The following is a 23,633-nucleotide window of genomic DNA, read 5'->3' as shown; positions in this document are numbered from 1 at the left end:
TATAAATAAAATCTAAAAAATCTGTTAAAACACATAATAAAAACTACATCATCCATTAGGCTAATCTGATGGAATGATGTAGCTTTTTTCTTTTTACGATTCCTCTGTATTTTTCCCAGTAGCCTCGATTACTTCAGGGGTTCCATCTACTGTGTCCTCCTGCACATTTTCAGCAGCAGGCGGCGTAATCGTCACTAATGTATAATCATCTTCTTGTAAAATTTCAAAGGTAAACTTTTCGCGAATATCTCCTACATAAAGTGATGTCCCGATGGCTACATCAGTCACATCAACCTCTATTGTTTCAGGGATTTCTGTTGGATTTACTTTTATGCGAACTTCACGATTAGGCTGTAATAGGAATCCACCATCTGCAACTCCAATAGCTTTACCGCTAACCGTTACTGGAATATCAACCTCTAGTTCCTCTGCCATATTAATGGACTTAAAATCTACATGCTTAACATTGCCCTTTAACGCACAGCGTTGTACTTCTGTTAATACTGCGTTGACCCGTTTACCGTCTACATCTAATTGAAAGACATTTTTATTGCCGAATTGGGCTAACATTTTCGCAAATTGTCTGGCATCCAGTGATACCGCTGTCGATTCCATTTGATAGCCATATACAACGCCCGGAATAGCACCGTTCTGTCTAAGTTGAGTTAATGATGATTGACGCCCTTTATCGCGTTTTTTTACAGTTAAAACAGTATTCATTGTATTTTCCCCTTTCATGGAAACTAGTCTCATAAAAGGTTTTGCCCGTTCTATAGATTTTTATACATTTTAGTGCACTACCCTCACTCATTTACCCCAACAATAAAGCCGTGACGTTATTATGCTCGGCTAAATTGATTTATTATACTCTTCCAGCTACGCTCAAAATCACCGCTAACATTTTGGCTCTATAAGTATGGTACTTTTAGAGCTTGGTTCTATCAAAAAAACTACACCTCAACTGTTCGGGCTTACGAACAGTTGAAGCGTAGTTTAGACATGTACTTATCAAATTGTTACTTTAATATCTAACAATATGTGTAAATCATGAAGCTTTTTAATTTCAAAATGTGGTTGAATATCGCTTGTATTTTCAATATCACGTATATTAAACCAGCATGTATCAATTCCGGCTTGTAGTCCGCCTTTAACATCCGATGTTAAAGAATCACCAATAATCAAGGTTTTATCCTTATTTATATGATCGATACGATCAAAAACATAATCGAAAAAAGCTGGCATCGGTTTTTGATAGCCTGTTTGCTCCGAGATAAAAATGTCTTTAAAAAATTGTGCTAAATTTGCATCCTCTAGTCGTTTATTTTGAGTCATTGTTTTACCATTTGAAACGACATATAAATCATAATTATCGGCAAGCTGTTCGATTACTTCGTAGGCACCATCTACAAAATGATGTGCCTCCTTCAAATATTTTTGAAAGACCGCTTCAAAGTATTCCCCATCTACATCTAAGCCGAATTCCTTTAACGCAATCGAAAATCGAGTGTTATGTAATGTATTTTTAGACACCTCATCGCGTTCAAAAGCACGCCACATAGATTCATTAATCTCTTTATAACGCGCTATCATCGTCGGAGTTGCTGCAATATTTTCCTGTTTAAATAAACGGTCAAGTGCTGCATTTTCAGCTAAGTCAAAGTCTAATAATGTGTCATCCACGTCAAACAATAATGTTTCATAGTTAGTCATGTCATTCCCTACTTTCTTTGGTGCTATATTACCATATCATTCCTTCTATCATAACGTTTTTTTAGAAAAATAACAGTAAATTCACCCACCTGTCAACTTTGCGGAATTTTAGGAATAATCACACAAGGGAAACTTTGAAAAATATTTCCTTCATTGCGTAATAAAAATGATCATCTTGCCTAAAAATAGCCCTTTCGATAATTTCATATTTGAAAATAACAGCGAATATGAGACAATAGAATGCTAGAAAGGAAGATGTACGAATTATGACGACTCTACAAAAAATTACGCCTGCCTTTGATCCATGGGAAGCGTATTTAGATGTTGAACAACATGGGCATATGACCCTATCTAATATTGAATTTACAACAACAACACTTTGTAATATGCGCTGTGCACACTGCGCGGTTGGTTATACATTACAAACTAAAGATCCAGATGCACTGCCTATTGAGCTAATTATAAAGCGTCTTGATGATATTCCACACCTTAAAACTATCTCGATTACTGGTGGAGAACCGATGATGTCTAAGAAATCCGTTCAAAACTATGTATTGCCTTTATTGAAATATGCGCATGAACGTGGCGTGCGAACACAAATCAATTCCAACCTAACATTGGAGCCTGAACGTTATTTACTGATTGCACCGTATTTAGATGTACTACATATCTCACATAACTGGGGTACGATCGATGAATTCGTCGAAACAGGTTTTGCCATGATGGAGCGAAAACCGACTTATGAACAGCGTGCAGCTTTATTCCAACGCATGATTGATAACTCAAAAATGCTTGCAGAACACGGTGTAATGGTATCGGCGGAAACAATGTTAAACAAAAAAACTTTACCGTACTTAGAACATATTCATAACCAAATCATCAATGAAATGAAATGTGCACGCCATGAGGTGCATCCGATGTACCCTTCAGATTTCGCAAGTTCCCTTACATCTCTATCACTTGAGGAAACTCGTGATGCGATTCATCATCTACTTGATGTTCGAGATGAAAATACTTGGATGCTTTTTGGTACGCTACCTTTCTATCCATGTAGCATGAATGAGGAAGATCAAAAACTCCTAAAACGACTACGAGAAGAAAAGAACGTTACGATGCGCAATGATCCAGATGGTCGTTCTCGCTTAAATGTCAATATCTTTACAGGTGATGTCATTGTGACAGACTTTGGCGATACACCAGCGCTCGGCAATATTGCAAACGACGAATTACCAGCAATTTTTGATAAATGGATGGCAACAGATTTAGCGAAATCACTAAACTGCCACTGTCCGGCTGTAAAATGCTTAGGTCCTAACGTTCTTGTTAAAAATATGTACTATAAAGATACACAGTTTATTAGTGACTCAGCTAGAGTGTAAAGTGAAAATGTCCAATGCATACATTTGCATTGGACATTTTTTATAGGATTTATGAAATTTTCGCCTTACAATAAATGTTCTGTTAAGTTATTATCTGTTACTTCTTCTTATTCCTCATGTAAATTTAGACTTTTTATTCTTTCAATTTTTTCTCTCGATAAGCCTAATAAACCCATTATTTCTTCAATCGGTTCATGACGTTGTAGTAATTTTTTCACTAACTCTATTTGCTCTTGTTTACGCCCTTTTTCTAGCCCTTCTTTTATTCCCTCTGTTTTCCCTTGTTCTCTTCCCTTATTGATCCCATCAATGTAGCGAGCTTCTTCATCTAGGATATACTTTAAACGAGACTGATAAGCAAGAATAGTTTCAGGGGATTGACTGATTTCTTCCCATGTATCAAATGCTGCACGTAAGTTTTCATCCTTCATCGCTAACTCCTCCAATTCACGATATATATCCGCATATACTTTCTTTTTACGACCATCAACCATACCAAGTAATAACAACCATCGAATTAATATATTTTCAAGGGCATCCAACTTTTCTTCATGCCAGAGAGTAATAAACTTGTTCATCTCTATAAAGTGAATTTCCAAAACATCTTCTTCTGGCATTAGCCTTGATAACGTTCTGTCTTCGTACAGATGATAAGTACTATGATAATTTTTGTTATTTTTAAACATTGTAAAATTACAAATATTGATCGTAATAGTTGGGCGCAATTCACTATACCCCATACCTCTTACTAGTTGTGACTCATACATTTTTGCCCAATAATATAGCGTTCTCTTTGTCATATCATGCTGATTGGATAGTTGAATTTCTACATTGATAAAATCGCCCTTTTGTGTTTTCACAAGAATATCGAGCCGAGATTGTTTATCGTCCTGATATTCACCGCCCAATTCATGCTGAATAAATGTTACTTCTTTAATAGTATCTCGTCCAGTAAGCTTTAACACCGCATTCAAAAAGACAATAGTAATTTTTTTATTCTTTTCATTTCCGAACAATTGCTTGAAGGCAAAATCAACCTTCAAATCAAAAAACTTATCTAACGGAATTCTTCGTATTGCTTTTCGATTCATCAGGTATCACCTCTTTTTTATTACTATCATTATAGCATGGGCGAACTACTAAACCTCTTTAAAACATCAAAAACGTATTATTAATAAAATCTTAATTTCTTTAAAGACCTAAACTCTTAATTTTATAAGTTTAAATCAAAAAAGCTATGTTCACATATACTGATGAACATAGCTTCTCTTTTGTTATTTTCCACAAAGTTCCTTATATTTTCACCACTATCACCTGTACACATTTCAGTTTTCCCCTAATTATTTTTGTACAGGAAATCCCTATTTGCCACGCAAGCAAGTTCATTAGTATCGATCCTTAAATTCGTGTTGTCTTGATTATTTGCTGTCCATCCTATTTCATGATTCATAGTTTTCACTAGCAAATTCGAAGCTACTCTGGTTGATTAGTAAGTTCAATAAAATACTTAAAGCAATTCTTCTTTGTGCAAGTACTCTCGCCGCTAAAGCTGTGGCGTTCCTATTAATTCCTTTGCAACTAGCGTAAAAGTATTCAAGCGACTTTCTAGTGCGTATTGGTTGCAGTTTAGCATCACTTCGTCAAATCCATATTGCTCTTGCTCTGCTACTAAAAATTCAGCGATTTCCTTCGGTGTTCCGACAAGATTGGCTTTTCGATTATTGGCGATTGTCATTTTATCCAACTCCGTAAGTGGATAATCCTTTGCTTCCTCAGGTGACATCGCTTGAATGATTTGTCCCTTCATGAGATGAAGACGTGTAATATCGATCGGCTTTGCCAAATATTCCGCTTCCTCTAACGTATCTGCAACTGTCGCCGCATAAGTAACGATAATTTGTGGCTTCTCCATATAATAGGAAGGTATAAAGTAATCTCTATACGTATCAAATATATCCTTTGACATATTGCCAGTGAAAAACTGTGCATATGAGTAACCCACACCTAATCGTCCTGCCTGCATAGCACTTTGCCCACTAGACCCAAGTAACCAAGCCTCAGGTAATTGGATATTCACCGGTGCCGCTATCACTTGATCATAGACATCTTCGCCTGTTTTTTGATTATTCATCAGTTTTAAAATGATTTCGAGCTTATCGTATTGCTCTGTAAAACGTTGTCTTCTTCCCTCTGCTAGCGCATAAATAGAGGCATGGTCACCACCAGGGGCTCTACCGACGCCAAAATCAATACGATTTGGTGCCAAGCCACTTAATGTTTTAAAAACCTCTGCCAGCTTATATGGAGAATAGTGCATCATCATCACGCCTCCAGTACCGATACGAAGACGTTTTGTTTTCGCTGCTAGGAAAGCAGCTGTAACCTCGGGAGCTGAACTTGCCAGTGAATGGCTATTATGGTGCTCCGCTAACCACATACGATGATAGCCAAGCTCTTCACCTAAAAGCGCTATTTGTTCTGTACGCCGAAAAGCCTCCTCAGCAGTATGATCTTTTGGTATAGGCATTTGATCTAAAATACTTAATCTCATTGAAGACACCCTCTCTGTCTAAGCATCCTCCTTACTGTAATATAGGAAGTTCTTTTTACAAAGCAAAAGACCTTACTCATAGGCAAGCCGCTTTGCATGCCATGTGTCATAAACCATGCCAATAAGCAACCGGTTTTGTTTGGGATTCAATACGACATCATTAAATTTCATTGCATAAATAGAAAATTGCTTTGTTTGTTCATCCACTACGAACTGTAAAATGGCATGTCCTTTTTCATCTTCAAATGTAATATCACCTGATAATTCGACAACATGCTCGCCTGTTTTTGCCTGATAATATCGCCAATATGGTTCAAAAAATGCATAATTAAATGCATTACGAACAGATACTTCTGAAAAATCTCCCAAATACCCTTCTTTTACAGTATCGATATATTCATTATCAGTTATATCTTTTTTGGCATTATACACACATCCGACAAGTAGCCCCATACATACAACACAAACAAATACTCTTACATGATTTCCTAAACTCAAATGTCATCACGTCCCCTTTACGCAAAAAACATCATCACCTACATAATACATTAAAATATACACATAAAGTAGAATATTTTTGATTTTTAAAGAATTTAAAAATATCAAAAGAGATCAAATCCTCGAAATTAATAGAAAAATATAATTAAAGCTATTTACAGTTACTTTTCATTTCGCTACTATCAGATTATTATTATAGAAAAGAGATGACCTACGTGCCTTTTGATTTAGATGTAAACATTTTACTCATTCTTATTTTTTTGGCTTTCTTGCCGCATTTATCGATTCTGTTGTAGGAGGCGGCGGACTTATTTCATTACCCGCTCTTATGTTTGTTGGCCTTCCACCAACTGCAGCTGTGGCTACCAATAAGTTAGCAGGTACTATGGGGTCATTAACGAGCACTATAACATTTTATCGCTCTGGTAAATTGGATATTAAAGCCGTTTATAAACTGTTCCCTTTTGTTTTTATAGGCTCAATGATCGGTGCATGGATTGTCCACCTTATGGATCCTAGTGTTCTAAAACCACTTATGCTTGTCATGCTAGCAGCTGTAGCTATTTATACTATTTTCAAGAAAGACTGGGGTAGCATTTCTACCTATAAAATATTAACACCTAAGCGTTACGCATTTTTTGTCGTGATTATTACCTTAATCGGCTTCTATGACGGCTTTTTAGGGCTAGGGACAGGCTCATTTCTACTGTTTGCCTTTTTAATAGTTGGCTTCGACTTTTTAAAATCAGCGGGCAATGCCAAATTTCTGAATTTTGGAAGTAATATCGCAGCCCTTCTTATGTTTATATACTTAGGGCAAATAAATTATGCCTATGGGACTTGCACAAATTGCTGGTGCAATTGTTGGTTCTAAATTTGCCATTAAACGTGGCAGCGGGTATGTACGTAATTTATTTATCGTTGTGACAATTCTATTACTTTTGAAAAATACATATGACTATTTTTCATGATTGATTCCTTATATCTATCAATTTTTCCATGCAGTTATAATGAAGATCAAACTAGCTATGGCATTTTTCATTAAAGAAATTGTATAAGTAGTTATCAATTTATCGACCAAATAGAAGCATGCTAAAAATACAGCATGCTTCTATTAAAGTTCAGTTATTCATACTTCTCTGTCTATAATTATTCTTTCTTACTATAAATTCCATAAGCAATAACTCCAAATAAATAACCTATTCCAGCCCCTAAGCCAATTGTAAATACTAGAAAGTTTGGTTTGAAATACATGCCAAAAATCTCACCGAAAGCACTACCAAAAATGATTCCCAATGGTATTAAACTATCTTTTAAATCTTTAGCGTCTTTTGACTTTTTCATACCTAATGTTCCTTTCTGAGAAAAAATTTCACCTATTCCAGGGCCAAGAGCAAAACTTAAAGAAAGATATACAATCAACATACATAAAAGATATCCTGCCAAAAAGCAGCTGAAGAGTAATTGCTTGTATTTTCACTCTACTATATGTACGAGATGGTTCATGTAGAAAAAATTCCAGAGACACTTTCTCATTTCGATCATATTTTTAGGATATTTTCTTCGATTGCAATTCCAGCTACTTAGATGCTCTTCCTCCCCCAGCCAATTTTATTTGTAATTGTGACCAATTTACTCTTTCCCCTTTCTAAGCAATTGTAAAAGGATTATAATTTGCTATGATTTTTCACCACAGTAAAATGTACTGCATAGTGCAACTTTACCAGTGGAGGATTTCTTCATCCGCACTGATGATTATTACAAATCGATTTTTTACTGACAGTTATGCGGGATAAATTACCAAGTACCAATGACTTATTTTTGAAGTTAACAAGAATAAGATAAGTTTTTTTATGCTTTCAACTTTTTTTCCCCTTTCATACGTCTAGTACTTGTATACAATTTAAAAATGTTAAAAAGGAGCTTCTTTGGACATGAAAACAAGAAATGCATTTCAACATGAAGAGGTATTTGTCCAGTTAATTCGCGAACAGAAAGAGCGTTTTTATTTGCTCGCGTATAGCTATACGAAAAATGAACAGGACGCACTTGATGTTGTACAAGACAGTATTCAAAAAGCAATGCTTTCTCTCGATCGACTAGAAAATGTCGAGTATATGAAAAGCTGGTTTTATAAAATCGTCGTACGTACATCCATAGATTTTTTACGTAAGCATAAACGCTTACAGGTGACAGACGATGATACATTGCAATATTTAACTCCTGCGCAAGAGGATGTTTACGAAAACGTTGATTTAGAGCATGCGTTAGATGAATTACCAATTATGTATCGTGAAGTTGTCATTTTACACTATTTTGAAGACTTAAAGCTCGCTGATGTTGCAAATATCCTTAACATTAAGTTGAGTACCGCTAAATCCCGTCTTTATAAAGCGTTAAAACTATTGAAAATTCAATTACAAGATGTGAAGGGAGAAACAGCACATGGATGAAAAATTAAAAGAATTAGAAAAACAATATAATGAGGTATCAATTCCAAAGGAGCTTGATTTTGTGGTTGAAAACGCACTAAAACAAGGTAAAAAGAAAAGAAAAAAACGAGCACCACAATGGTTACTAGGCTCTGCGGCAGCTGCAATGCTTTTTACAGCTGGTTTAAATGTCAGCCCTGCAATGGCACGAACACTTTCAGACATTCCAGTTGTTGGTAGTGTCGTAAAAGTCTTAACATGGACTGAATATGAAGTAAAAGAAGAAACCTATGATGCTGACATTAAAGTACCTTCTATTGAAAACTTAGAAAATAAAGATCTTGCCAATACTTTAAATGAAAAATACCGTTCAGAAGGGAAAGCTCTTTATAATGACTTTATTGCCGAAGTTGGTGATATCAAGGCTAATGGTGGCGGTCATTTAGGCGTAGATAGTGGCTATGAAGTGAAAACAGATAATGACCAAATCTTGTCGATTGGACGTTATACTGTCAATACAGTTGCATCGTCTTCTACAGTAATGCACTACGATACAATTGATAAACAAAATGAAATTTTACTTACACTGCCAATGTTGTTTAAAGATAATGATTATATTAAAACAATCAGTGAAAACATTAAGGAACAAATGCGTGAACAAATCGCTGCATCGAACCAAGATAAAGTTTATTGGATAAAGGGTGCAGGACTTCCAGATGAAGATCTTATGGACAATTTTACAGCTATTAAAGCAGACCAACAATTTTATATTTCTAATAAAGGGAAACTTGTTATCTCATTCGATAAATATGAAGTAGCGCCTGGTTTTATGGGTGTAGTAGAATTCGAAATCCCAACTGATGTCTTAAAAAATGATCTTGTAAGCTCTAATTATATTCATTAAGCATTTGCTAATATAGTTAAACTTCTTTAATCCGTGGAGGTTTCTTTCCCCCACGGATTATTAGTCGTCACCCATCGTACTTTTACGGGCAGTTTTTCTTCCAGCACACAGAAAGAATATTATTCCAAAATACGAGTTATTTGGCATTTCAATCGTCAAATACCTCGCTTTTTTCTGTAATAAACTACGAAGCTGATGAAAGGTTTATTTTTTAAAATTCTTCTTTTCAGAGTAGTTTGTCACGCTTATAATCCTCTCACTTTTTGTCAAAGCTAAAGTGTATCAATTAACGTTAGAGGGTTTTTATATGAAAGGCGTAGGATCAATTAGTATTTTACATGTTGTCTTCTTATCTATGACTGTTATTGGCTTAAAAAATCACGTAACCATTATTCCCCCTATACTAGACGTCGCGGGGAGAGATGGTTGGGCATCTGTATTATTGGCCTCCGTTATTATATTCTTCTGGCTATTTCTTTTAGTTTATATTCAAAAAAAGACAAATCAGGAACCTATTCGAGACTGGTTAGAGGGGAAAATCGGGAAAATCGGCTCTACAATTGTCATTTATATTATAGTAATTTATTTACTCATTCTGGCTGCTTTTACGATGGTTGAAACATTGCAATGGATAAACTCAACGTTTTTACCTCAAACACCGGCCATGATCTTATTACTCATTTATACAATTCTTTGTATTTTACTTGTTACAACAAGTTTACAAACCATTGTTATTTTAAATGTCTTTGTCTTATTCGGTGTAGTAGTCTTTGGTTTTTTTGTAGCATTTACAAATATACAGGTAAAAGATTACGAGTTATTACGTCCATTTTTTGAGCATGGGTTCCAACCCGTTTTAAAAGGGATGATTTACCCAGCATCAGGATTTATTGAATTATTAACGCTTTTATTTTTACAGCACCAATTTAAAGACCGCATTCGTTGGTATCATTTTGGCATTATGCTTTTCATTTTATTGGGGCTTACTTTAGGGCCGCTCATGGGCGCAATTGCAGAATTTGGTCCTACCGAAGCTGCAAAGCAAAGATATCCTGCCTACGAGGAATGGGGATTAGTATCGATTGGTCGCTATATTGAGCATCTTGACTTTTTCTCTATTTATCAATGGCTTACTGGAACATTTATAAGAGTTAGCTTCTTCTTATATGTTATAGCGGATCTATTAAAAATGACTGGGGATCCGAAGAAAATATGGAAAATGATAGCTCCTCCCTTCTTTCTAATTTGTCTGCCGCTAATTATTTTAAATGAAAACATATTTTTGAAGGTGAAAGGGAACTATATATTATCAATTACTTTTATTTTCTTTTTACTTTTGTCATTTTTTTTCGTACTCGTAGCTTTCTTTTCAAAGAAGTCTTCTAAAAAAGGGAAACCTGAAAAACAAGAAATGGAAAGTGGTGAATCATAATGCCTCAGCAGGAGAAGGCTATAGACCTAAACACTTTAAAAAAACTATTTCAAAAATCCGCAGATATTCAATTTCAGGAATATACATTTAATCAAAAAAAGGTTCATTTCGTTACCTGTGATGCGATGATCGACCAGCAAATGCTCAATGAAGTCATTGTTCGGCGAATCCAATATCTTTATGATCATTTAGATAATACAACCTTTGAAGAAAATATTACACAGCAGCTTCATGTCCCCACTCTTCAAAAAGTCAAAGATAAAGAAGAAGCCATTACCTTTGTCTATACTGGTTTCCTATTGCTTTATTTTGAAGAGGAAGAACTTTTATATGCTAGTAATATCGCTAAAAAGCCTAATCGAAATCCTGAAGAAACGAGGATGGAAGTACTCGTTAAGGGTCCAAGGGATAACTTTATTGAAGATATTCGCGTCAACATTGCACTATTACGAAAACGTTTACCTACAAATTCATTTTGTGTTGAAAAAGTGGAATTAGGAAAACGTTCAAAAACAACTGTGGCTATTCTTTATTTTGACGATATTGTCGATATGGATATTTTACATGGAATTAAAAAACAACTTGCTACAGTAGATACCGATATTGTCTTTAGTGGGGATATTTTAATGGAGAAAATTAATAAAAACTCCAAGCTTTTCCCGAAATTCGATTATACTGGACGACCTGATTATGCTATTCAGGCTCTAATTAGAGGACGTTTTCTCATTTTCGTCGATGGTGTAGCTTATGCAGTTATCACACCTGTCAATTTATTTTTATTATTAAAATCTGCTGAAGATAATGAATATCCCATCGTTTTCAGTTCTATAGAACGACTTTTGAGGATTATGGGCATTTTAATTGGTTTGCTGTTGCCTGCATTTTGGCTCTCTCTGACGACTTATCACCAAAATCAGCTACCATTTCAACTTTTAGCAACAGTTGTCCAAGCAAAAACAGGTCTACCTCTCCCCTCCTCTCTCGAAATGCTAATAATGCTACTAATGTTTGAATTGTTTCGAGAAGCAGGCTTACGTCTGCCTTCTGTTATTGGAGGTACGATAAGTGTTGTTGGAGGTTTAATTATTGGTGATGCAGCCATTCGTGCAGGTGTGACAAGTCCAGAAATGATTGTGGTTATTGCGATCTCTACAATTGCATCCTTTACTCTTGTGAACCAATCTCTTGTCACAACCATTAGTATATTGCGTGTTACGTTCATTCTTGCCAGTGCTTTCTTTGGTTTATTTGGATTTTTCATCTCACTTTACTTTACACTTCTTTACTTATGTAATATCCGGATCTATGGTTACTCTTACATGAATCTTGCAACAGATTTAAACTGGATGACTATTAAAAAATCGATCTTCCGTTTATCGCCAAAAGGTTACACGGAGCGAAATAAAGCACTTGCACCTCAAGATAACACTCGTACCCCAACGAGTGGGAAGAAGCAATGAAGAAAAAAATGATTTTACTATCAAGCTTAGCTACTTCACTACTTCTTTCAGGTTGTTGGGATGTTACCGAACCTCAAAGAATGTATTACGTTGATGGCCTTGGTATTGATTATAAAGAGGGTCAATATGAAATATACCTGCAATTAATTAACTTCACCAATGTAGCAAAATCCGAAAGTTCTAATCCTCAAGCAGCAACAGCAGAGGTTGGACAAGCTAAGGGAAAAACGTTGGAAGAAGCACTTTTTAAATTATTTCGTTCCATCGACCAGAAAGTGTTTTGGGGGCATATGACTTACATTATTTTCTCCGAGGAAGCAATGCAAGATAAAAATGCCCTCTCCATTATAGACAGTGTATTGCGCTCTAGGGAAACAAGGTATCAAATATGGACCTATTGTACAAAAGACCCTATAAAAGACATCCTTCTCTTAACGCCCATTTTGAATAAATCTATAACAACGTCAAAGCTTAGTAATCCTTTAAACACAGAAGATCAAGAAACATTTATCGAGCCCGTTAATTTTCAAAATTTAGTTATTGGTTTAAATGAACCAAATCACGAAATTGGCATCCCTTATGTAACCATCAATAAAAACTGGGAAACGGCAGCGCAACAAGGTCAGGATACTGCCTTTATAGGGGTCGGTGTGCTTTCTAAAGATGGGTTTAAAGGCTTCATTAAAAATGATGCTGCAAGAGGCATACAATGGATGCATAATAGCACGCATAGAGGTGAAATAACTTTCAAGTTAGAAGGTAACGAAACAGATTATTTAACGGCAACATTGGAAAAAATAAAGGTAAATATCAAACCACTTGTTAAAAATAGTCAAGTAACCTTTGAGGTAAATGTAAAATTAAATGCAACTTTAAATGGTTTCAAAACAGATGTTTCAGAAGAAGAAATAAGGAAAAAGATTATCAAAGAAGTGAAAAAAGAAATTAAAACAACGTATGAAGAAGCATTAGCGCAAGATATTGATATTTATCGCCTTTCTGAACAGCTATATCGAAAAAATGTGAAAGTGTGGAAAAAACTAGAGAAGGATGGAAAAATCCCACTAACACCTAATTCTATTAGTAAATTAAAAATAACCGTTAACCAAGTAAATTCTGGTCGTAAAATATTTACTGGGACCATTAAGGAATAATCTAAAAATATATGCTGAAAGAAGTTAATTAGCTTTACATTTTTTATTTGCAATTAACTATCAGCATGTTATAATCCATGTATAAAGAATTGAATAGCTTTTGACAATTTTGTCAAAGGGGAGTAGCTAGCAGATGTGAACGAGCATCTGATTTCACATTCGTCATTACATGGTTATTTACCATCGGGTGTGAAGGCATATCTTGGCGTACAGATATTCTGTGCAACAACCAATTAATTAGCTTAGCAAGACCTTTGCCTATTTTTTAGGCAGGGGTCTTTTTATTTTGCCTAAAAAAGCAAAGAATAAGTTAAAAGCAGTTTATTCATTTCTGTTCAAAGTATAAAGGAGGAAATACATTTGGAGGCAATTTTACTAGAATACGCATGGGTTCTCGTCGTATTAATTGTACTGGAAGGTTTATTAGCTGCCGATAACGCCGTTGTTATGGCAGTTATGGTTAAGCATTTACCAAAAGATCAACAGCAAAAAGCATTGCTATATGGTTTAGTGGGAGCATTTGTTTTTCGCTTTGCGGCACTATTTCTTATTACAACGCTCGTTAACTTCTGGCAAATTCAAGCTCTAGGTGCTGCCTATTTATTAATTATGTCAACGAAGCATATTTATGATTCGCGAAAAGCCACACAAAATCCCGAGGAAATTCAGGAGAATAAAAAACAATCTGGTTTCTGGATGACCGTATTGAAGGTTGAGTTTGCTGACATTGCCTTTGCCATAGATTCAATATTAGCGGCTGTTGCCATTGCAGTTACACTACCTCATATCGGAAATTTTGATGTTGGCGGCATTAATGCCGGTCAATTCGCAGTGATGTTCCTAGGTGGTATTATCGGGGTTATTATGATGCGTTTTGCTGCTCGTTGGTTCGTGAAAGTTCTCGATAAATTCCCATCACTTGAAACAGCTGCCTTCTTAATCGTTGGTTGGGTTGGTGTTAAGCTGGCTGTTTTAACATTAGCACACGAAAAACTAGGTATTATTCCACATGAATTTCCACACTCAACTATATGGAAGGCTATTTTCTGGATTGTCTTAATTGGAATTGCCCTTGGTGGTTATTTAGTTGGCGTAAAAAACCAAAGAAAGAATGCAAAATAATATGTAAAAATATTACTTGGTCCTTAAGAAGACCAGTTTAGTGTTTGTATCACCAGACCGAGGTAATTCCCAAACGGAAATCCATCCCTCGTTATGGTGATACAAATTTTTTTATGGTTGAATCTTTTTCGAAATTGGTTCGTATGTTAATATAGAAGCTATTTTACAAAAGAAAGGAATCTTCTTTATGGCGTATGCTAAAAATCAAAACTTAAACAAAATTTTAAAACACTTTGCTTTTATGTGGGTATTGACAGTTGTCGGAATGTACATAGCAACATTATTACCTCCAGCGGTTGTCATGCCGCTATCTATTATTACTCTTGTACTTATTATCATTGCCTGCTTTGTGCGAAGTCTGAAGCTCGCTAATTCTATTATGTATACAATCCCCTTTTTAATGGGAATTTTACTATTTTGGACAACACAATTTTACATTGCAGAACTAGGGCAACAGCTTGTTTTACTTGTTTTCGTAGCAACCGTAGCTATTTTCATTGTGCTAGCACTGATTGGTATGATGATGAATAAAGACATTTCTAATTGGGGAAGCTATTTATTCACTGTATTAATCGTCGTAATTGTATTTTCACTAGTCTTTATGTTTATCCCTGTTAACAATATGATCGCATTGATCATTGCGGGAATTACTGTACTACTTTTTAGTCTCTATACGGTCTATGACTTTAACAAAATCCGACATAATCACGTTTCAGATGCTGAAGTTGTTGGTATGGCGTTAAATCTATACTTAGATTTCATTAATTTATTTGTCAATCTTTTAGAAGTAATTTGGCGTATAAAAAAATTAATTGATTAAATTTTCTAATTGAGAATAAAAATCAATTAAATTGCAACACTGCCCTTTTTCGCTGTATACTATAAGAGATGCAGAAGGTATTTACTGCAAAGGGAGGAAATCTTTTATGTTATCTGAAAAACTACACACAGCACTAAACGAACAAATGAATTTTGAATTTTACTCTGCACATGCTTATATGGCGATGGCGGCGTATTGCACAGATCAAGATTATGATGGCTTTGCCAACTTCTTTTTAGTACAGGCTGAAGAAGAGCGCTTTCATGCAATGAAATTTTATAATTTCCTAAGTGATATGGGCTACCGTGCAACAATCCATGGCTTCGATAGTCCAGATAATCATTTCGAGTCTATTTTACACGCCTTCAAAACTGCCCTTTCACACGAGAAAGAAGTGACGCGCCGTATTTATCATTTATCAGACATCGCATTAGATGAACGCGAGCACGCGACAATGGCTTTCTTAAAATGGTTCATTGACGAGCAAGTAGAAGAAGAATCAACATTTGACACATTAATTCGTAAAATTGAACGCATAGAAAATGACTCCAACGCAATCTTTATGCTTGACGCTGAATTAGCGACACGTTCATTTACACCTGATGCTGAAGCTTAGAATTTATAAATGAAGATTTAGCTTGGATCATGCAAAAAGCTACTAAGTCTCCGTTCCTGGAAACTTAGTAGCTTTTTCTAATTCATGAAAATTATCATCTGCATATAAAAGAAATCCAAATCCTTCGGTCGGATTTAGTAGCATTCAACGCCTTTTAAGTAGAAGAGATGTGCTTTATCATCTACAGATGGTTTTCCTAAATCTTTATACCAAATCACAAGGTAGAGAACCAGAATATCTAAGAAAATATTCATAAATATTAATTCCGCATGATACTCTAGACATTTTAATTCGAGTACTTTTTCGATCCGTTTATCACTATTTAAAAATAAATAACTTTTCTCTTTTCTTTTTATAATGGCTAAGGTTCTCGAACCTCTCCATCAAATGCAGCACGATAAATAGTATAGATGTCTTCTCGCTTAAGCGGCATCGGACTACGTGCTAAGATTCTTGTTTGCTTTACCGCATCTTCAGTTAGTTGTTCCAGTGCTAATTCTGGTATATTAAATCCTTTTAATGTTGACGGAATATTAACATCCTGTACAAGTTGCTTTAATGCATCTACACATTTATAGGAAGCCTCTTCTTGCGATAAATACACTGATGATATACCCATTACATCTAAAATATCTTTCATTCGTTTTTCGCAACTTTGACGAATATAGCCCATTACATAAGGTAATAACACTGCATTGGAATCCCCATGTGCAATATGGAATTGGCCACCAAGAGGATATGCTAATGCATGTACTCCTGCAACACCAGCATTGAAAAAGGCTAAGCCTGCCAAATAACTGCCATAACTCATATCCGAACGTGCCTGCTTATTTTGACCGTCATACACAGCAGTTCGGATAGAGCCACTAATTAATTTTATAGCTTGTAGCGCAAGTGCATCAGTTACTTCGTTTGCATTTACGGAAACATAAGCCTCAATTGCATGTGTTAATGCATCTACACCTGTAGCAGCAGTCACTTTTGGCGGTAAGGAAATTGTTAACGCAGGATCTACAATGGCGACATCTGCTAATAAGTAATCATGTGTCACAACATCCTTCGTCGTTTCAAGTGACAGTACTGAAATATTTGTCACTTCTGAGCCTGTTCCAGATGTAGTTGGAATTAAAATCTTAGGCAATCCTTTATTTTCAAGAGTTTTTGTTCCCGTTAAATTTAAGTAATCTGCCACTTTCCCTTCATGTGTTGCTAAAACCGCGGCAAGTTTCGCTAAGTCTAATGCACTTCCTCCCCCTAATCCAATCACTACATCAAAATGATGTTTTCTTGTAAATGCAACTAGTTTTTCACCAATTGCGAGCGGTGGCTCTGGGGCAATATCGGTGTAAATAGTTGTAGAGTACCCATTTTCTAGTAGAGACTTTTCAAGAGGATCTGTTAAACCTAATGCTTTTAAAAATGGGTCCGTGATAATTAAAATATTATTTGCTTTGAATTTTTCTACTTCCGGTAGTAGCTGATTCAAACAACCCCAGCCTGTATAACTCGCAGGAGTAAAGGTTAATTTATGCATAATTGTTCTACTCCTATCTATTCATAATAGCCTTCTGTCGATTTTCTAAATGACTCATGATTAATTGTTATTCCAAATCACTAGCTTCATTTCTGTCATTTCCTCAACGGCATATTTGATTCCTTCACGACCGGTTCCGCTTTCTTTAACGCCACCATATGGCATATGATCTACACGGTATGTTGGAACGTCATTTATGATGACACCTCCGACTTGTAGTTTCTTTGAAGCTTTAAAGGCCGTCTCGATTGAGGGTGTAAAAATCCCTGCCTGTAAGCCATAATTTGAATCATTAACAGCGTCAATGGCTTCTTCTACTGATGAAACAGTATTGACAATAACTACAGGTGCAAATATTTCCTCACAAGATACTCGACTATTAGAGGATACGTTCAATAACACTGTTGGAAGTAAAATATTGTTTTCAATACGACCACCTGTCAGTACCTTCGCACCTTCTGCTACCGCTTCTTTTATCCATGTGACAGCACGTTGTTGCTCAGTTTCTGAAATCATCATCGCTAAATCTGTTGTTGCATCAAGTGGGTCCCCTATTGTTAACCGTTCTACTTTTGCTTTTAGCTGCTCTAAAAATTCATCCATTATATTTTCTTTTACATAGATACGCTGCAGGGAGATGCAAACTTGACCTTGATTTGAAAAAGCCCCCATAACAATTCGGTCCATGATTTTATCGAGTTGAACCCCTTCATCAACAATAACACCAGCATTCGAACCAAGTTCTAATGTGACTTTCTTTAAGCCAGCGCGATTGCGAAGAGAAATACCTACGGCCGGGCTCCCAGTAAATGTAATCATTTTCACTTTTGGATTTGCTAAAAATGCATCCCCTACTAGTTTTCCTTGCCCAGTTACTAAGTTAAATGCACCTGCTGGTAAATTTGTTTGTGCCAATAGGTTTGCTAAAAAATGAGCAGATAACGCTGTTTGTGTTGCGGGTTTCAAAACAATCGTATTTCCAGCTGCTAATGCCGGTCCAACTTTATGGGCTACTAAATTTTGCGGAAAATTAAAAGGTGTAATGGCCGCAATAACACCCAAAGGTTCGCGAATTGTATAACCAAATCTACCCTCTCCACTTTTAGATGCATCCATCGGAATCATTTCACCAGATAGTCGCTTCGCTTCTTCTGCTGCAAATTTGTAAGTTTCAATCGTTCGATCAATTTCAGCATAGGCATATTTTAACGGCTTAGCTGATTCTAGTGAAATAATTCTAGCTGCCTCATCTCGATTTTCTGTAAATAGATCAGATAATTGTTCTAAAATCTCTGCTTTTTGAAATGCTGTTAAGGCTGCCATTTCGGATTCTGCTGCATGAGCACTTTCAATTGCATGCTGTACATCCTCTTCAGTTGCCATAGCAAATTGTGCTACGACCTCATTTGAGTAGGGGGCATGAACCTCCATATATTCATCAGTCATTTGCCATTGTCCACTTATAAATAAGCCTCTTTTCAAGACCTAACTCACTCCTCTCATTAAATGGTTACGTATTCATTTCTAAAAATAAAATAATGAATACGTAACCATTACAGTGTAAAAAACAAACTGATGTTCATCAGTTCATTTTTCACACGTTGTATTTCTTGGAAAAAGTCTAACAGATTCTGTTTGTTGGATGCAAGCACTTTTTTTCTCCATTACCTCAAATAATTTTTCAATAGCAATAAATCCGAGGCTTTTTTCGGATTCTAAGCCCACTGTTGTTAAGGCAATCGAATGGTGTTTACTAAGCTCCACATTATCAATGCCAATAACATTAAAATCTTTAGGAACTTGAAAGCCTCGTTCTAAACAAAGATTTAATATTTCAATGGCAATTGCATCTGTTGCTGCACAAATAGCGGTAGGCCTCGTGGGAAGCTTTAGTATTTCTTCAAACACTCGTTCAATATCACCTTTGTTAGTATTTGTAAATAATGATGGCACTGTATTTATATTTATAGCGCTGTCCTTTAATGCATTTTTAAAGCCTTTGTACCTTCCATAAAAAGTACTTATTTCATGTGGACCGCCAATCCAGCATATATCTTGATGACCTAAAGATAAAATATGATTCGTCGCTAGATAGCCAGCTTCCACATTATCAATCTCTACAAAATGCCTATTTTCCTGATGCTTACGGTTATACATGATAAATGGGATGCCTAGTTTTTCAAGCTTAAAAAATAAGTTATCTTCATATAACATAGACGATAAAATAATCGCGTCAGCCTTCGTTTCCAAAACAGAATTATAAATAGACTCTAAATTATCTTCAGTCCCAAAATAGACATTTACTTTATAGCCCCTAGCGTTAACATAATTAACGATTGCAGTTGTTGTATCAACAAAAAAAGGATTATGTAATGGACCTGAAATCAATGTAATAATGCCTGTTTTTTTCTGAACAAGCGATCTTGCAATATCATTTGGAACATAGTTTAATTCTTCAATCGCCTTCATCACTTTTTCAATTGTTTTCGGCTTTACGAGTTCAGGAGTATTTAACACTCTTGAAACCGTTGTTTGAGAAACACCCGCATACTTTGCTACATCTTTTGAAGATACCAAAAAACCACCCACTTCATCTTTGTAAAGCCTATTCTATACTATTCCAGAAATAATGTTAATAGATAAGGGTAAGTACAAGTATCACTAATTTCTATTATTAGGAATTATTTTTTCGCTCATAAGGCTTAGCTGCTTCACTAGCTTTAAAATTATAAACGGGTGTAATCACTTTTAATATATCCGCAGTTTCCTCGAGAACAGATGTAATTTCTGACATCGGCTTATATGCCATTGGGGCTTCATCCAATGTTTCTTCGTTTACGGATGTTGTCCAAATACCTTGCATCGTTTCTTTAAAATCTTCCATGTTTAGTGCTTCTTTTGCAGCACGTCGAGAATACATACGACCTGCCCCATGTGGTGCAGAGTAATTCCAATCTGCATTCCCTTTTCCCAAACAAATGAGCGAACCATCTCGCATATTCATAGGAATAACGAGCTTCTCCCCTTTATTTGCTCGAACGGCGCCTTTTCTTAACGTCATTGTTTCCGTATCAATATAGTTATGGATCGTATCAAAAGTTTCGTTAAAATGCCAGTTCATATGCTTGGCGATTGTTTCAGCAATTGTCCAGCGGTTCATCCGAGCATATTGCTGAGCGATTTTCATATCGTGAATATAATCATGGAAATATTCACCTTCTAAATAGGCTAAATCTTTTGGTACAATTGGATTTTGCTCTTTATAAGCTTTAATCATCGCTTGAATTTCTTTTTCGCGCCCCTGATCTTTCAATTCGGCTATTTTTACTTTTAAATCTTCCCGTTGCAATGTTTCAAAGGCTCTTTTTTGATGCCAATTTGCTACCTTAGCTCCGACGTAACGCGAGCCAGTATGGATAAGTAAGTAATGTGTACCTGCTTCATCTTTTGCAAGCTCTATAAAATGGTTGCCTCCCCCAAGTGTTCCCAGCGATAAATTCGTATAGTCATCCTTTAAGCCACTCGCTACAAACTGTCTCCCCTCGAATTCAACAAAATAGCGTGCAGGAGATACTTCCTGATGGATATCCTTTCCGCTTGGTATATGTGCTCGAATTGTAGCATCGAGTTTAGAAAAATCTATATCCGCCTCATTTAACTCAGCTACAAATACCCCGCAACCAACATCAATGCCTACAAGGTTAGGCACTACACGATTTTGAAGCTGAATCGTTGTGCCAATAACACAGCCCTTCCCTGCATGATAATCTGGCATAATCCGTACTTTTGTTCCTTCCATAAAGGCTTGATTTGCCAATTCTTTAATTTGATCGATAGCTGATTGTAATGCTGTATTTGAATAAATTTTCGCATCCGTAAAACGTCCGTTAATTCGTATCATTTTAATCCCTCCTACTATCTATACGAAAAAACATTTCATTTCGTTTCAATTTAATCCCAATTCACGAAAAATCAGGGGCATCAGCGTAACGTGTGGTGAAGAGCAAAAAATCACGAGATACTAAAAAAATGTTCTAAAAGTATAAATTACTTTTAGAACATTTTCTTTAACGTCTATTCTTCATATTGAACATCTAGTTTTTTCGGAATTTCTGGTATATCGTTTGATTTTACATCTACTTCTGCTAAAGCTAACGTATGTAATGGATATTTCTTCTGAACATCGAAAGGAATCTCAGCATTCTCCATTTTATTGTTCATCTGACTACGTGCAAGTAGGCCATTATTGGACAGGTCAATGCTCATAATACTGTTAATCGTTTCTTTTAGCATGTCAATATCCTTTGCTTTGAGCGGCATTTGTTCGTCCATTAAAAATGGCTGAATATTTTCTTTAATATAGCCCTGCGCCTCCATCAAACAAGAAAATTCATTCAATTTATTTGCGTATAATTGTAATTGGCACTTTTCTTTTGAACGTTGTTGATTTAGCTCTTGAACTTTTTGCTCAATACGTACCAAACGTTTTTTCGTTAACTCCATAAGGTAACTTTGTATTGAATGAATGGACTGAAGCATTAATGCCTCCGCTTCTTGCACTTTTTCATATTGCGCAATACAAACCAATTGCTGCTCATTTAACTTGTTAACACGTTCCTTGAAAAATCCATTTTGTGTATGCTGACCAAAGATAGCCTTCATAAGACCTTTTCCGTGAATTTTTTTATGCTGTGCGTCCAATCGATCATATTCACGTATATATTCGCTATGCATATTTCGATATTCTCGTAACATTTGTTGATAAGCAACAGCCTTTTCTGTAAAGCTTTCCACGATTTCATCCTGTAAATAATCATTTTGTGAAATGGTTTGTAAAAGTTGGTATAATGTTTGAACATTTTTAAATACATCGGCAACCTGTTCGTATTCTTGCTCATATTCAGTCACAATCGCTAAATCACGTTGATAGCGTGAAAATTCGTATTGGGTATCGCCTGTATACTTTTCAATGTTCTTAACAGCAGATTGGAATGGATCTCTTTGTGGAATAACAGTTAATTCGAAGCGGAATCGTTCAAGCCATTGCAAGAAGCGAATTAAAATGCCATACGTTTTCTTATCACTATTTTCTGCAACTCGATGAATTTCTGAAATTAATTGCTCGTACTGACTTTTTTGCCACAGCTCATCACTATTAGTCTGTGTAGCTTCAATTGCTTCTCTTGCAGAGATAGCAACAAAATCACTTATTAAATGACCCAATCGTTCTCTCTCAGCATTGATAAACGTCTTTGTATTTTCATTTGAATCTATGGCATTGATGACACAAAGAGGCTCAACACCTTTGTCCTTTAACGTTTCCATCAATAATATTTCAGGATAAATAGCCATCGAACCTGAGCGTAGCACCCAAAAGATTTCGTCAACACGGTTCATCAATGCTTCTGGGAAGTAGGCCATTTCTCCTCCCCCAGCTTCCAATGAAACAGAATCAATAATTGTCACTGATTTTAATAAATCATTTTTTAAATATACTTCTAAGTAATCTAAATGTTCTCGTAGTATTTGAGATGCAAAAGTATCACCAGTTGTCAATAATTCTAGCTTGCTCATATCGAATATGGCTACAACACCATCTAAAAAATACGCCTTTATTTCTTCATGTTCACCGTATCGCAAAAATGTATTTACCCCTGTTGGATGCTGATCACTAATAGGCAAAACTTGACGTCCTAGTAATCCATTCACAAGTGTTGTTTTTCCAACACGCTCTTTCCCAACTATAAGAATCATCGTTTCGTTGTTAGCATCTTGAATGATTCGATTTAAGTGTTTAGCTGTATCTTTTACATATGTATTTTGTACAATAATGCCATGTAATTGTCGCAAATGATCAACAAGCTGTGGCAAAATATTATTCGCTGAGGCTGTATATTCGATCGGCACATTATCAATATTTGTCATACTCAAAACCTCTTTTCGTATGTATCTAAAGTTATTATAAATGAAAATATTCCTTTATTAATACATAGTACTAAGAAATAACGACAAAAAAGGACA

20 protein-coding genes and 1 pseudogene are annotated in these 23,633 nt (G+C 35.7%); 10 read left to right on the top strand and 11 right to left on the bottom strand.

Translation table 11 applies throughout. The annotated features are described in order from the left end of the window. Positions 1–93: 93 nt before the first annotated feature. Both ACFCYJ_RS03985 and ACFCYJ_RS03980 read right to left on the bottom strand, forming a co-directional pair. Positions 94–720, bottom strand: coding sequence for a 50S ribosomal protein L25/general stress protein Ctc (locus ACFCYJ_RS03985; RefSeq protein WP_376070971.1), 627 nt, complete (start codon positions 718–720; stop codon positions 94–96). A gap of 288 nt (positions 721–1,008) precedes the next feature. Then, positions 1,009–1,710, bottom strand: a complete 702-nt coding sequence (locus ACFCYJ_RS03980) for a YjjG family noncanonical pyrimidine nucleotidase (RefSeq protein WP_376070969.1) — start codon at positions 1,708–1,710, stop codon at positions 1,009–1,011. A gap of 266 nt (positions 1,711–1,976) precedes the next feature. Between ACFCYJ_RS03980 and yfkAB the strand changes: the two genes are divergently transcribed. Continuing rightward, entirely contained in the window at positions 1,977–3,089 is a 1,113-nt protein-coding gene (yfkAB, locus tag ACFCYJ_RS03975; RefSeq protein WP_376070966.1) for a radical SAM/CxCxxxxC motif protein YfkAB, read from the top strand. A 107-nt stretch (positions 3,090–3,196) separates the two neighbouring features. On the opposite strand, the gene ACFCYJ_RS03970 is transcribed toward yfkAB, so the two are convergent. The 3 genes from ACFCYJ_RS03970 to ACFCYJ_RS03960 form a co-directional block, all read right to left on the bottom strand. Next, the gene (locus tag ACFCYJ_RS03970) at positions 3,197–4,180 is read right to left on the bottom strand and encodes an Rpn family recombination-promoting nuclease/putative transposase (protein ID WP_376070964.1); all 984 of its coding nucleotides are present in this window, start codon (positions 4,178–4,180) and stop codon (positions 3,197–3,199) included. 452 nt (positions 4,181–4,632) lie between these two features. Continuing rightward, complete coding sequence (locus tag ACFCYJ_RS03965) at positions 4,633–5,640, bottom strand: LLM class flavin-dependent oxidoreductase (RefSeq protein ID WP_376070962.1); 1,008 nt, start codon at positions 5,638–5,640, stop codon at positions 4,633–4,635. Positions 5,641–5,712: 72 nt separating this feature from the next. Continuing rightward, the gene (locus ACFCYJ_RS03960; RefSeq protein WP_376070960.1) at positions 5,713–6,138 is read right to left on the bottom strand and encodes a hypothetical protein; all 426 of its coding nucleotides are present in this window, start codon (positions 6,136–6,138) and stop codon (positions 5,713–5,715) included. A gap of 215 nt (positions 6,139–6,353) precedes the next feature. Between ACFCYJ_RS03960 and ACFCYJ_RS03955 the strand changes: the two are divergent. Then, a pseudogene (locus ACFCYJ_RS03955) lies at positions 6,354–7,109 on the top strand (TSUP family transporter). Positions 7,110–7,287: 178 nt separating this feature from the next. Here the strand turns inward: ACFCYJ_RS03955 and ACFCYJ_RS03950 are convergent. Beyond that, complete coding sequence (locus ACFCYJ_RS03950; RefSeq protein ID WP_376070958.1) at positions 7,288–7,584, bottom strand: hypothetical protein; 297 nt, start codon at positions 7,582–7,584, stop codon at positions 7,288–7,290. Between the two features lie 488 nt (positions 7,585–8,072). Here ACFCYJ_RS03950 and ACFCYJ_RS03945 point away from each other — a divergent pair, with 488 nt between their 5' ends. The 8 genes from ACFCYJ_RS03945 (at position 8,073) to ACFCYJ_RS03910 (ending at position 16,078) form a co-directional block, all read left to right on the top strand. Next, positions 8,073–8,591 (top strand): RNA polymerase sigma factor SigV, encoded by a 519-nt coding sequence (locus tag ACFCYJ_RS03945; protein ID WP_376070955.1) that lies wholly within the window; start codon positions 8,073–8,075, stop codon positions 8,589–8,591. Beyond that, positions 8,584–9,474 (top strand): anti-sigma-V factor RsiV, encoded by an 891-nt coding sequence (rsiV, locus tag ACFCYJ_RS03940; protein ID WP_376070952.1) that lies wholly within the window; start codon positions 8,584–8,586, stop codon positions 9,472–9,474. The genes ACFCYJ_RS03945 and rsiV overlap by 8 nt, the downstream gene beginning before the upstream one ends. A gap of 307 nt (positions 9,475–9,781) precedes the next feature. Beyond that, complete coding sequence (locus tag ACFCYJ_RS03935) at positions 9,782–10,906, top strand: endospore germination permease (RefSeq protein WP_376070950.1); 1,125 nt, start codon at positions 9,782–9,784, stop codon at positions 10,904–10,906. Further along, positions 10,906–12,366 (top strand): spore germination protein, encoded by a 1,461-nt coding sequence (locus ACFCYJ_RS03930; RefSeq protein ID WP_376070947.1) that lies wholly within the window; start codon positions 10,906–10,908, stop codon positions 12,364–12,366. The genes ACFCYJ_RS03935 and ACFCYJ_RS03930 overlap by 1 nt, the downstream gene beginning before the upstream one ends. Continuing rightward, positions 12,363–13,520: a Ger(x)C family spore germination protein gene (locus ACFCYJ_RS03925; RefSeq protein ID WP_376070945.1), complete on the top strand. Its 1,158-nt coding sequence runs from the start codon at positions 12,363–12,365 to the stop codon at positions 13,518–13,520. The genes ACFCYJ_RS03930 and ACFCYJ_RS03925 overlap by 4 nt, the downstream gene beginning before the upstream one ends. A 360-nt stretch (positions 13,521–13,880) precedes the next feature. Further along, positions 13,881–14,642 carry a TerC family protein gene (locus ACFCYJ_RS03920; protein ID WP_376070942.1) on the top strand — a complete coding sequence of 254 codons (762 nt, stop codon included), beginning with the start codon at positions 13,881–13,883 and terminating at the stop codon, positions 14,640–14,642. 187 nt (positions 14,643–14,829) lie between these two features. After that, positions 14,830–15,462 (top strand): Bax inhibitor-1/YccA family protein, encoded by a 633-nt coding sequence (locus tag ACFCYJ_RS03915; RefSeq protein WP_376070940.1) that lies wholly within the window; start codon positions 14,830–14,832, stop codon positions 15,460–15,462. A 106-nt stretch (positions 15,463–15,568) separates the two neighbouring features. After that, the gene (locus tag ACFCYJ_RS03910; RefSeq protein ID WP_376070937.1) at positions 15,569–16,078 is read left to right on the top strand and encodes a ferritin; all 510 of its coding nucleotides are present in this window, start codon (positions 15,569–15,571) and stop codon (positions 16,076–16,078) included. 361 nt (positions 16,079–16,439) lie between these two features. On the opposite strand, the gene ACFCYJ_RS03905 is transcribed toward ACFCYJ_RS03910, so the two are convergent. The 5 genes from ACFCYJ_RS03905 to ACFCYJ_RS03885 all read right to left on the bottom strand — a co-directional run bounded on the left by ACFCYJ_RS03905 (position 16,440) and on the right by ACFCYJ_RS03885 (position 23,537). After that, positions 16,440–17,612 carry an iron-containing alcohol dehydrogenase gene (locus ACFCYJ_RS03905; RefSeq protein WP_376070935.1) on the bottom strand — a complete coding sequence of 391 codons (1,173 nt, stop codon included), beginning with the start codon at positions 17,610–17,612 and terminating at the stop codon, positions 16,440–16,442. Positions 17,613–17,672: 60 nt separating this feature from the next. Further along, positions 17,673–19,094 (bottom strand): aldehyde dehydrogenase family protein, encoded by a 1,422-nt coding sequence (locus ACFCYJ_RS03900; protein ID WP_376070933.1) that lies wholly within the window; start codon positions 19,092–19,094, stop codon positions 17,673–17,675. Positions 19,095–19,199: 105 nt separating this feature from the next. Then, complete coding sequence (locus tag ACFCYJ_RS03895) at positions 19,200–20,189, bottom strand: LacI family DNA-binding transcriptional regulator (protein ID WP_376070931.1); 990 nt, start codon at positions 20,187–20,189, stop codon at positions 19,200–19,202. Positions 20,190–20,286: 97 nt separating this feature from the next. Further along, positions 20,287–21,513, bottom strand: a complete 1,227-nt coding sequence (locus tag ACFCYJ_RS03890; RefSeq protein WP_376070928.1) for an RtcB family protein — start codon at positions 21,511–21,513, stop codon at positions 20,287–20,289. Between the two features lie 173 nt (positions 21,514–21,686). Then, positions 21,687–23,537, bottom strand: coding sequence for a dynamin family protein (locus ACFCYJ_RS03885; protein WP_376070925.1), 1,851 nt, complete (start codon positions 23,535–23,537; stop codon positions 21,687–21,689). Positions 23,538–23,633: the final 96 nt, after the last annotated feature.

Origin of the sequence: Lysinibacillus sp. NPDC056232, from assembly GCF_042267565.1 — a bacterium.
GTDB lineage: Bacteria > Bacillota > Bacilli > Bacillales_A > Planococcaceae > Lysinibacillus.
Note: the sequence above shows the minus strand (reverse complement) of the source record. Positions and strands in the feature narration are given on the sequence as shown.